This window comes from Bifidobacterium sp. A11, from assembly GCF_000499185.1.
GTDB lineage: Bacteria > Actinomycetota > Actinomycetes > Actinomycetales > Bifidobacteriaceae > Bombiscardovia > Bombiscardovia mizhiensis.
The window spans coordinates 552,657-564,898 of sequence record NZ_AWUO01000001.1; the positions used below are offsets into that span (position 1 = coordinate 552,657).

4 protein-coding genes are annotated in these 12,242 nt (G+C 59.2%); 2 read left to right on the forward strand and 2 right to left on the reverse strand.

Features of this window, described 5'->3' with window-relative positions; all coding sequences use genetic code 11:
* Nucleotides 1-202: 202 nt before the first annotated feature.
* Nucleotides 203-5,692 (forward strand): InlB B-repeat-containing protein, encoded by a 5,490-nt coding sequence (locus tag P273_RS0102440; protein WP_081709212.1) that lies wholly within the window; start codon nt 203-205, stop codon nt 5,690-5,692.
* A gap of 65 nt (nt 5,693-5,757) precedes the next feature.
* Here P273_RS0102440 and P273_RS0102445 read toward each other — a convergent pair whose 3' ends face one another.
* Entirely contained in the window at nt 5,758-6,114 is a 357-nt protein-coding gene (locus P273_RS0102445; protein WP_024626903.1) for a chorismate mutase, read from the reverse strand.
* A gap of 166 nt (nt 6,115-6,280) precedes the next feature.
* On the opposite strand from P273_RS0102445, the gene P273_RS0102450 reads away from it, so the two are divergent.
* On the forward strand, nt 6,281-10,036 hold the full coding sequence (locus P273_RS0102450; protein WP_172637228.1) for an InlB B-repeat-containing protein: 3,756 nt from the start codon (nt 6,281-6,283) through the stop codon (nt 10,034-10,036).
* Nucleotides 10,037-10,086: 50 nt separating this feature from the next.
* Here the strand turns inward: P273_RS0102450 and iolD are convergent, their stop codons facing one another.
* A complete protein-coding gene (iolD, locus tag P273_RS0102455; RefSeq protein WP_024626905.1) occupies nt 10,087-11,976 on the reverse strand; it encodes a 3D-(3,5/4)-trihydroxycyclohexane-1,2-dione acylhydrolase (decyclizing) in 1,890 nt (629 codons plus the stop codon).
* Nucleotides 11,977-12,242 lie beyond the last annotated feature (266 nt).

Sequence of the window (12,242 nt, forward strand, 5' to 3'; positions counted from 1 at the left end):
TGCAAAAAGTACAGCTTCCATAATCAACAGCATGCTTTTCGCAATGAATTTGCCCTGCAACACCCTGATTACGACATCAAGAACCGCCCAAAGATTGTAATGCTACAGTAAAAGTTATAGAGGGACTTTATTTTAGTGTGCGTCGACGCAGATTTTGGGGCCACAACCTGGGGAATCGGCACGCTTGGGGAGGAAGAGTCGAATGGGGAATGCTCATGGCATCCGCAGACTGGTGACGTTGACAGCCATGATTGGGCTGGCGCTGATCGGAGCATCAACAGGCGCATACGCAACCACCGGCGACATGACACCGGCATCTGCCACAGAATCGCCCTCGCCCAATCCTGACAGCAGCGCAAGTCCATTGCTCCGGGCAGGCAGCGAGGCACAGGCTGGAGCCGCTGCCCCGACCGTCTCACCGTCACCGTTGGCCAGTAACAATCCTTCACCATTCAAGGCCGTCCAACCATTCAACAGCAAAAGGGCGGACAGACCGTTCAGGGACAGCTCACCGAGAGACAAGTCACCCCAGACCAGGGATTCATCCTCATATACCCTCACTTTCGAGCCTGACGGGGGCTCGCTGGTATCCGGCTCGCCAGCCCTGAGCCAAACAGTAACCTCAGGTCATCTGGCATCCCCTCCTACCGTCACCAAATCAGGCTACCTGTTTGACGGATGGTTCCTCAAAGGCTCCGATGTGGCCTATGACTTCGGCAAGCCGGTCACCAGCACGCAGTCGCTGACGGCCCGTTGGTCGTCGGTCAACGACGCCCAGTGGGCAACAGCCGACGTCAGCGGTGGCGACACCGGGGGCTCTGCAATCACCCTGACTCCCCCCAAGCCCAGAGGAGTGAGATTTGCACAGGTCAGCGCCGGCCACGACCACACCCTGGCCGTAGGTTCGGACGGCCACGTCTACGCCTGGGGCGACAACAGCAAGGGCGAGCTTGGCGACAGCACCACAATCAACAAAAACACGCCGGTGCGGATCACTGAAAACGAGGCCATCAAGGGAAAGACCTTCATATCCGTCAGCGCGGGAACCACATTCTCCATGGCCCTAGCCTCGGACGGCACCGTCTACACCTGGGGCGACAACAGTCGCGGCGAACTCGGCAACGGGTCCACCACGAATTCTTCAGTACCGGTAAAGGCGAATCTTAATGCCACCATCACCGCCATCAGCGCCGGATACTGGCATGCCATGGCCCTGTCCTCAAGCGGGACGATCTACACATGGGGAGACAATCAATACGGCCAGCTCGGCAACGGGCGCACGGGCGTCAACGTCAACTCTTCACCAGCAGCGGTCTCTTCATCCGGCGTCACCTTCACCACCATCAGTGCCGGATACGATTTTCAAACGGCGCTGGACAGCCAAGGACATGCCTACGCCTGGGGACGCAACCAGGGCGGCCAGCTCAGCATCGGCACCATGGACGGCACCAGCAGTGGTTCCAATGTCTACACTCCATCGCGCATTTACGGCGACTCGACCGGCAACCCAGACAGCACTGTCTACACCGACATCGATGCAGGGTACCTGCACGTCCTGGCACTGAGCAATACAGGCAAGGTGTACTACTGGGGTTATCCCCTGACCAAGGGCAATGACGCCAATGCCGACAGCGTCCACTCCTTCTATCCCAGCCTAGTAAGTTTGCCCACGGAAGCGGCGACGCCTGTTTCAGCCAGCGCCGGGGACTACTCCTCTGCGGTGGTCGACTCTGCGGGCAGCCTGTATATGTTCGGCAGCAATTCCAGCGGCCAGCTGGGCGACGGCACCACAAAGCCCAAATCAACTATGACCAAGGTGAGCTTGACAGGCGTCACGGTCACTGCATTCGATGTCTGTCGGCACAGCCTGGCCATTGGTTCGGACGGGCTCCCCTACAGCTGGGGGGAAGCGAAAAACGGCAAGCTGGGACAAGGCAGCAAGGGACCTCAAAGCGGTTCGCAGACCACGCCTGCAGCGGTCGGCCCGCCCCAGATAGATCTGGCCAAGGTGACCTTCGGCAGGACGGATGTAGCCAAGACCGACACCAACAGCCCGATTAACCGAACCTCAGCAGGCGACGACACCTGGAGTTCAAATACCCCATGGACGGTCACTACCCCGCACCACACTTACGGAACCACCAAGATCAGGATCAACGATGGTCAATGGTCCATTGGCGGTGCTGCACAGCAGGGGCAAAGCATCGGCAACTATACATTCACACCCACTGCCCAGAAGGTCACTTTTGATTCGGACGGAGGCTCATCAGCCTCGGACCAGTTCGTCACCGCAGGCAAGCAGGCTTCGCGTCCCACCGTCACCAAGGAAGGTTTCCTCTTCGACGGCTGGTTCATCAAGGAGGCAGACGGCAGCTCCAATGTGGCCTACGACTTCAGCAGTCCTGTCACCGAGCCGGTGAATCTGAAAGCGCATTGGTCTTCGTCAGACATGAAATGGAAGACCTCGGATGCCCTCCATGGCGACGACACCGGGGGTTCCAAAATCACCCTGACTCCCCCCAAGCCCAGAGCAGTGAGGTTTGCCCAGGCCAGCGCCGGGCGCTACCACACCCTGGCTGTGGGTTCTGACGGACACGTCTACGCCTGGGGAAATCAGGCCAGCGGTGCACTTGGGAACAGCAAAAGCTCAGGCACGGCGGCGACACCTGTGCGGATTACCGAAAATGATGCCATAAAAGGAAAAATCTTCATAGCCGTCAGCGCCGGCGATGCTTATTCCATGGCCCTGGCATCGGACGGCACGGTCTACACCTGGGGCAACAACGGTAAGGGACAACTCGGCAACGGCACTACCGATAATTCCAACGAACCAGTAAAGGCACAGACAGGCGATGCCAAAATCACCGCAATCAGCGCGGGACGGGCATACGCCATGGCCCTGGCCTCGGACGGTACAGTCTACACTTGGGGCAACAACGCTAAAGGCCAGCTCGGCAACGGCAGCTCAGACGGTGGCAGCCATCCCTCCCCCACCAAGGTCGCGGCGCTGTCCAACATAACCGCCATCAGCGCAGGGTTCGCCACAGGCACAGCCCTGGACAGTCAAGGCCACGCCTGGACTTGGGGCCAGAACGACAAGGGGCAGCTTGGCAACGGCGCCCCTAATGACAGTCCGACTCCGACACGTGTCCAAGACCTGGGCACCGGACAGCCTGATACCCGGTTCTATATCGCCATTAGCGCGGGCTATCAACACGTGTTGGCACTGGATACGGATCATGACCTCTATGGATGGGGTTCCGGCACCGCCATCGGCTCCACTACAGATACCAACGTCAGCACGAGAGGATCCACCGCGATCAGTTTCGGAGACGAGCCCGTCAACATCACCGCCATCAGCGCAGGCGACGATGGATCGGAAGCCATAGACGACAGCGGAAGGATCTATACCTGGGGCAAGGAGGGCTACGGCCAGCTGGGCAACGGCGTGAACGACAATACGGCATGGCAGACCAATCCGAAAGCCATCACCCTGGCCCAGTCGGTAAAGGCTTCCGCAGTGTCCACCTCCAGCCATCACCAGACAGCCGTCGGGTCTGACGGATTGCTCTACACCTGGGGATACAGCTACTACAACCAGCTCGGACGAACCGGGGCAACCTCAGTGCCTGGCACCACACAGTCGCCGCAGATCACCCTGATTAAGGTCATCTTCGGCACCATGGCCAGCAGCACCAAGCCAGCCACGAACCTGACCCAGACAGGCAAAGACACCTGGGATGCAAACCAGGATTGGACCTTTGTTACGCCCGCGTACCCGTACGGCCCCTCCAGTTTCACCATCACATGGACTATTGCCGACGATACCGGAGACTCAAGGCAGACACAGCAATTCGACTACACCTTCGATCGGACCAAGAAGCGCATAACGCTTGACCCTGAGGGAGGTACTGGAGCTGCATGGACAAGCAAAGACATCGAGGAAGGCGAATTGGTACCCCGACAGACCGTGGCCAAGACGGGCTTCCTCTTTGACGGGTGGTTCGTCAAAGCGGATGACGGCAGTTCCAATGTGGCCTACGATTTCGGCAAGCCGGTCACGGACCCGTTGACCCTGGTCGCGCACTGGACGCCTTCGGCTCCAACTACTGTCGACCCAACCGTCAGTCCATCCACTGGCGGATACCAGGTCACCATCACTCCGCCCTCGCAGCGCGGCATCCGCTTCGCCCAGGTCAGCACAGGCAAAAACCATACCCTGGCTGTCGGCAGTGACGGCAACGCCTACGCCTGGGGAAACAACAGCACGGGACAGCTCGGCAACGGTAGCAAGGACAGCAGCAAGACGCCCGTCCAAGTGAAGAAGCCATCCGGTGCAGGTACCGATTTCGCCTACACCCAGGTAAGCGCAGGATATGGATTCTCGTTGGCCCTCGGCAGTGACGGCAATGCATACGCCTGGGGAGACAACAGCAGGGGGCAGCTTGGCAAGGGCGCTGCAGGCGGCCCCAATACGACGCCCGTCCAAGTGAAGAAGCCATCCGGTGCAGGTACTGACTTCGCCTACACCCAGGTAAGCGCAGGAGGCTATCATTCCCTGGCCGTCGGCAAGGATCATCAGGCCTATGCCTGGGGGGACAGGAGCAACGGCGGACAGGTAGGCGACGGCAACACGACCGGGAACGCCCCTGCTCCTGTAGCCGTCAACGCAAGCGCCACCAGCCCTGGGTTCCAAGTCAGACAGGTCAGTGCGGGTTATCAGCACTCTCTGATCATCGGCATAAGCGGGCAAACCTACGCCTGGGGATACGGCGACAGCGGCAGACTGGGCAACAATGCCAAAGTCTCACAGGCCACTCCTGTGTCGGTGTCGTCACCCATGCAATATGAGGACGGATCGATAGGATTCTTCGCCACCCAGGTCAGCGCGGGAGGCTCGCACTCCCTGGCCATTGGCAGAGACGGCAAAGCCTACGCCTGGGGTGCGAATACCGACGGGCGACTGGGCACCGGAGACACCAATGATGCCGCAATACCAACCCTGGTGGCCGATCCCGACGGAGGCAGCGATGGATTCAAACCCACCGAGATCAGCGCCGGAGGATGGTTCTGCGCAGGAATCGACGACAAAGGACGAATCTACACCTGGGGAAACAACGGTCAAAACGCCCTGGGCAATGTCTCCGTCACGGGATCCATCAGCGCATCCCCCGTTCTGGTGAACAAGGACGGCAGCACCATACAGATCAGTGCAGGCGAGCGCCAAGTCCTGGCCATCGACTCCAACGACATGGCCTATGGTTGGGGCGACAACAGCAGCAGACAGCTAGGAACCAATTTGGACAGCACTTCCGTCAAGGCAGCCACCTTGGTCTGCCCGCCGCAATTGACCATCAGCTCGGTCACAGTCGGCACGGATCCGGATACTGCCGCAGTTCTTGAACTGACCCGGAGCGGCACAGCCGACGCATGGGGATCATGGAATACCTGGACCTTCTATACCCCAGCGTTCAAGGCGGGCCGGACAACAGTCAACATCACCTGGAATGTGGGCCAAGGCAACCCTCAAACCGAGAATCTGCCCTTTACATACAAGGATATTCTGCCTCTGACCGGTAGCCAGGGTCTGCTCATCGTGCTGCTTGTCGGACTTTTCATAACGGTGACTGTCCTGGCAGCAAGACAGCATTACTTGGAAATGGCTCGTCAGACTCTAACCAGCACTCGCTGATACCTTGTGGCCGACGGCATAGGAATTGATCCGAGCCGTCGGCCATGACCATACGATGGATTTCCTCAGTGTAAGTTGGCCTGATCGGCCAGCCGTTCGTGGTCGCGCTTGGCGGCATCGGCCACCAGATGCAGATAGGCCTCGGCCAGATCCGGGTCCAGCCCGTAATCATCAGCCTTGTCTCGCAAGGCAGTTATCTGTGTGCTCTCCCGGCGCATATCCGCCGAGGCGAATCCTGCCTGAGCCTTGAGCAGCCCAATGCGGTGGGTCACCCTGAACCGTTCGGCCAGCATGGCGACAACGGCGGCATCGATGGTGTCCACATCGGCACGCAGTTCCTCCACCTGGCGGGCAGCCTGGGCCTGTGGACCCCCGCTCTGCACCTGGTCATCGATCACTGTTTCCATCTTCGCATCGCTCATAAATTACCAGTCTAATCAAACGCCATAGGTGACTACGACAAGCCCTGCCACCACTGTGACACTGGTGTTATTGTAGTGGATGGGATTATTGACTCTTGGGGAGAGAGTCTCGTTCGCCTACACCTGCCTATACAAGTGCCGGACGCATGGGGGAGGATGCCTTCACATGAAGATGGTACGTAGTCGTCGCGTCACACTGCTCGTCAGCCTATGCTGCGTCTTGGTCGCCTGCAGCATGCTCGGCCTGCAATTCGGTCAAGCAGCGCCGGAATCCAATGAGACCGCAGTCGCAACTCAGGGAACTGGAGCAATTGGTACTGGAACCAACACTCCCGGACAGATTCCTTCGGTTGCTCCCGGTCCTTCATCGTCGCCGTCTGGCATGCCCACCCTGTCCAATGGCTCTGGTGCGGCGGCAACAGGACAATCAGCGCCTGCCGCCAGCACATCACCCACCTCGCCGTCCTCGCCTTCGCCCGGCACAGCAGGTTCCTCGGAGCCGACCTCAACTGCCTCTGCCCCATCGAATACCACCAGCCACACAGTCACTTTCGACTACAACATGCAGTCCGCAACTCCGACAACTTCGACTGTAGCTGATGGCGCCCAGGTTGCGCGCCCCAGTCCTGAACCCACCCGCCGAGGATTCATTCTCGAAGGATGGTTCGCAGGCAAGGTAGCCTATGACTTCTCCGCTCCTGTGCATGCGGACCTGACCCTGAAAGCCAAGTGGGCCCGCGCCGACCAGACCTGGACCATGCAACCGCAAGAGGGACCAGAATCAGGAGGCACCGGGGTGACCCTGACCCCACCCCCGCCCTCCGGTGTCCGTTTCAGCCAGGTTAGTGCAGGCACCCGGTTCTCCCTGGCTTTGGGATCGGATGGCAACGTCTACGCCTGGGGCTTTAACCGTGCTGGTCAGCTAGGCGATGGCACCATTGTCAACCGGTCGACGCCCATAAGGGTGCCCCGGCCCGAAGAAGCCCGCAATGACAAGGATTTTCGGTTTGTCAGTGTCAACGCTAGTCGGTTCTTCAGCATGGCCCTGGACAACCATGGCACCCTCTGGTCCTGGGGATACAACTATCTGAAGACCTTGGGCAACCCGAATGTGGCTGACAGCGGCATGCATAACTATTCGGAATACCTGGTCAAGGTGATGCTGCCTGAAGGAGCGCCGGCCGGATTCACCTACAAGGCCGTCACCGGCAGTCACAATCACACCCTGGCCATAGGATCGGATGGCAACGTTTATGGCTGGGGAACCTGCAGTGAAGGAGAAACCGGCCGCCATAAGTGCGACGGCATATGCGACTCCACGCCCAGCCTCATCCAGGGATTCGATAAGAACCACAAAATCATAGCTGTGCAGGCAGGAATGAACTACTCAACAGCTCTCGACGACGCTGGCACGGTATGGTCATGGGGAAGCAACCTTTACCACCAGTTGGATCCATCCGCCGGCGCGGTCGTAGGAAACTATACGCCGATCAAGATCAACGGCCTTGATAAGGTCCATGTGGTGGCCATCGCAGACGGCTCCGAAAACACTCTGGCCCTGGATGACCAGGGAAGGGTCTGGACCTGGGGAATGAACGAAAACGGCCAGATCGGCAACGGGTCAAGCGCCAGCAAGACCGAGGTGTTCAAAGACCCCGTCCAGGTCAGCTTCCCCCAGGGGACCAGAATTACCGCCATCGCTAGTGGCCACCATTACGGTTCCAATCACGCCATAGCTCTGGATTCAGATGGCAATATCTGGACCTGGGGCGACAACACCTACGGACAAATGGGCGACGGCAAGACCTCTGCAGCAGACAGCCCCCAGACCACTCCGGAACGCTTGGAAGATCCAAAGCTTGCCGGTCGGCACTGGATCAGCATCAGCGCTGGCGAGGATTTTAATCTGGCTATCGGCGACGACGGCCAGACCTACAGCTGGGGACGTGACGACGACGGCCAGCTGGGTCAAGGCACCAGCGGCGATAACTTTCATAACCGGCCCTCCGCGGTCGCCTTCCCCTGGCCGGCAAAACTGACCGGACTCCAATTCGACACAACGGATATCACCACCGGAATGAAGGCGCAAAAGGACGGGACCTGGACGGCTACCACCCCACCGCACGCACCAGGGCTGGTGGATGTGGCCCTGACATGGACCTTGAACGACCAAGAACAGACCGAGATCCACCTGCCCTTCCGTTACCTATCGGGCGGGGTGACCGTAACCTTCCAGTCGGAGAGCGATTCACCAGCGCCACCCAGCCAGAGTCTGGAAGCGGGAGAGCGGGCAGTCCGCCCCAGCGCTGACCCGACCAAGGCCGGCTATCGCTTCGATGGCTGGTTCCTAGGCAAGACCGCTTACGACTTCTCCAAGCCAGTCACCAGCTCCATGACGCTCAAGGCCCACTGGAGCCCTGAGAGTCAGAACTGGACCATGACACCAGACCATGGAACCGAGGTGGGCGGAACGAAGGTCACCCTGACACCGCCAGCCCTGCGAGGAATTCGCTTCAGCCAGGTCAGTGCCGGTTCCCACTGGTCCCTGGCCCTGGGATCCGACGGGAAGGCCTACGCCTGGGGCAAGAACGACAGCGGCCAGCTGGGCAACGCGAACATCTCCAAGGGCAGCACCAGCACCATGCCGGTCCGAGTGGACATGCCCGAGAAGGCGGAAGCCAACTTCGTCTTCACCCAGGTCAGCGCGGGCCGGGATTATGGCCTTGCTCTGGGTTCCGATGGAAAGGTCTACGCCTGGGGCAACAACGACATTGGCCAGCTGGGCGACTCCACCCTGAATGCCCAGGGCCGGCCCCATCCGGTACCTGGTCTGCCGGATAAGATCCGGTCCATCAGTGCCGGCGGTGGACATGCCTTGGCTCTGGATTCCCAGGGACGAGTCTGGTCCTGGGGCGCCAACCAATACGGCCAGCTAGGCTTGGATAATGCCGGCGGCGATACCGTCTCGCCAGACGGGCGAACCAGCCCTGCTATGGTGACCGGAATCCCGGCTACCACAACGGCAATAAGTGCCGGAAGCCGGTATTCGCTAGCCATGACCGTGGATGGACAAGTCTACGCCTGGGGCACCAATGATTCCGGCCAGCTGGGCGATCCCTCCCTACCAGTGATCGCTGACGGCGCCAACCCCACGCCGTCTGTCGTTCAAGGATTGACGGGCGAGATGAGCGCCATCAGCGCCGGAGACCACCAAGCGCTGGCCCTGGACTCCCAAGGACGCATCTGGACCTGGGGACAGGTCAAGGGCGAGAACAAGAAAACCCCTGCCCTATTGACCCTTCCCGACGGACTGCCGACGGGGTTTGCCATCACGCAGATCAGCGCCGGCACCGGAGCATCCTCCGCACTGGGCTCCGATGGACAGATCCTGACCTGGAGCAATGCCGCAGAAGGCTCAGACCCAACATCCTTGGCCAAACCCAAAGATGCGCCTACAGATTTCACCTTTACTGCCGTCAGCACGGGCGACCCGAGCTCACTAGCCCTAGGCTCCGACGGCCTGGCCTACGGATGGGGTGCCGACGATGCCGGCCAGCTGGGCGACGACCAATCCGGACCGGACCTGAACAGCAAGACGCCACAGGCTGTTGTGATCAGAAGCCAAGTTAAGACGGTCACCTTCGCCGGACTGACTACAGAGGGAACCCCGCAATACCAGAACGGCACCTGGTCTGCAGTCACTCCGCGCTACAGGCCCGGGCAGGTGGATACCGTTATCCAATGGAGCCTGGTAGGCGTGAATCAAAAGGATCAGACCCTGCCCTACACTTACGACCAGTTGGCCATTCTGCCCCTGACCGGCAGCACGGGTGTGATCCTGCTGATCATAGCTGGCCTGTTGGGCATGGGAGCCGCCATGGCTGCCAGATTCCATCGTCGGGAGAACAGGCTGGCAGCATGACTACTGCTGGAAGGCGAAAACCAGGTTCGATCATTCCTGAAATGAGCAGGTCATAGATAGTTCCGCTGCAAATCACGGATCCTCTCGTACTCCTGATGAGCCTTTATCGAGGATTCGATATGCGCCACTTCAGGAGTGGCCACCTCCCAGTATGCGTCGGCTGCATCGTCACGTTCTACCGGCGCCACCTTCGCATAGATGGCGGTGATTTGATCGCTGGCGAGCGCCTTTTGCAAAGCCTGTCGCAGTTGATCTGCATCCTCGACGGTATAGGTCTTGACTCCGTACCCTTCCAGAATCTTAGGGAAATCAACCTGCAGCGGCTCCTTAAGATTCTGTCGACCGTCATCTCCCCGGTAGTAATACTTGGTCTCAAACCCCTGAGAGCCCACCTGCATGGACAATGAATGAATCGATCCATAACCGCCGTTGTCCAAGAGCAACAGAATAATTTTCTCCCGCTCCTGAATCGCCGTCAGCACATCCTGGTGGTACATGATGAAGGAGGCATCACCGATGAAAGAGAAGATCTCCCTGCTCGGATCAGCCATTCGCATGCCCAGAGCCGCAGGAATCTCATAACCCATGCAGGAATAACCGTATTCGACCGAGTAGCCAAGCGGGCTACCCGCCTTCCAGAGCTTCTGAAGATCGCTGGGCATGGATCCAGCAGCGTTCACGACCACATCCTGGGGACGGGCGAATTCGTTGACGATGCCGATGACCTCCTTCTGCCCCAGCCCCTCGGTGCCCGGAATATGCTGAACCATGCGGTCCACTGCCTGCCGTTGCTCGTCCGCCTTGGCCATGGCCTCACGTCGATAATCCTCGTCCACCTGCCAATCGCCCAGAACCTCCTGCAGTTCGCTGAGCGTCTCCCGTGCATCGCCAATGACCGGAATGGCCGCCTCCTTATGTGCGTCGAAAGATAGCACATTGATATTGACGAAGTGCACCTGCGGGTTCTGGAACATCGTGTTGGATGCCGAAGTGAAATCCGTATAGCGTGTGCCGATGCCGATGATCAGGTCTGCAGTGTGGGCCAGACGGTTGGCAAAACGCAGTCCGAGAGCACCCATAGGGCCCGAGTTCATCGGATGGTCATAGGGTAGGGCTCCTTTGCCTGCCTGGGTGCTTCCGACAGGAATTCCAGTCTTCTCTGCGAATTCAGCCAAGACCTTACTGGCCGACGAATACACGACGCCCCCGCCAGCGATGATCAGCGGGCGCTTCGAAACCTTGATGGCCTCGGCAGCCTGGGCCAGAGAGTCCTTGTCCGGTCTGGTTCTAGGAATTCGCCAAACCCTTTCCCGGAAGAGATCGAGGTCGAAATCATAAGCTTCGGCCTGCACATCCTGGGGCAGACAAAGCGTCACAGCGCCAGTAGTGGCCGGGTTGGTCAGAGTCTCCATGGCTCTCATCAGGGAGGCGGACAGCTGCTCTGGCCGATCGATTCGATCCCAGTACCGACTGACGGCTTTAAAAGAGTCGTTGGCAGAAATATCGTTGGACTGTTCATTCTCGATCTGCTGCAGAACCGAACCTGTACGTCGGGTCGAGAAATAGTCGCTGGGAAGCAAGAGGACCGGCAGGCGATTGACCGTCGCAGTGCCAGCCGCAGTAATCATATTCGCCGCACCAGGGCCTATCGAGGTAGTGACGGCCATGGCTCCCATTCTGTTCATCTGACGGGCATAGCCGACGGCTATATGTGCCATGCCCTGCTCGTTCTTCCCCTGGATAAAACGGAACCGGTCGATCTCCTCCAAGAGCGCTTGTCCAACCCCGGCTACATTGCCATGGCCCAGAATGCCCAGAGCACCGCCGAAGAAGGTGGACACCTGCCCATCCCTTTCCACTTTCTGAACCTCCAGAAAGCGAACGACGGCCTGTCCAACAGTCAGCCTGACTGTATTATCAGTCTTGCTCGTCCCTATCATTTCCTCGCACCTTTCCTATTAGCCGCCGTGACCCTCTCAAACTTGGGGTAATGCAAACCCCGCACTGTCCGCCATGGACTAGGCCTGCGGGGAACCGTCACCGCTTGCCCTAGTTCGCTAGGGTTAACGGTCCATAGGTCAATCATGGTCGTCGACGGCCACGCCCTTGGCAGCCACGGCATAAGAGCAAGTGATTTCATAACTATCCTGCATTTTTTGTATATCGTCCCAACACTCCGTAATGCCATGCAATTCTTTCAGCATCA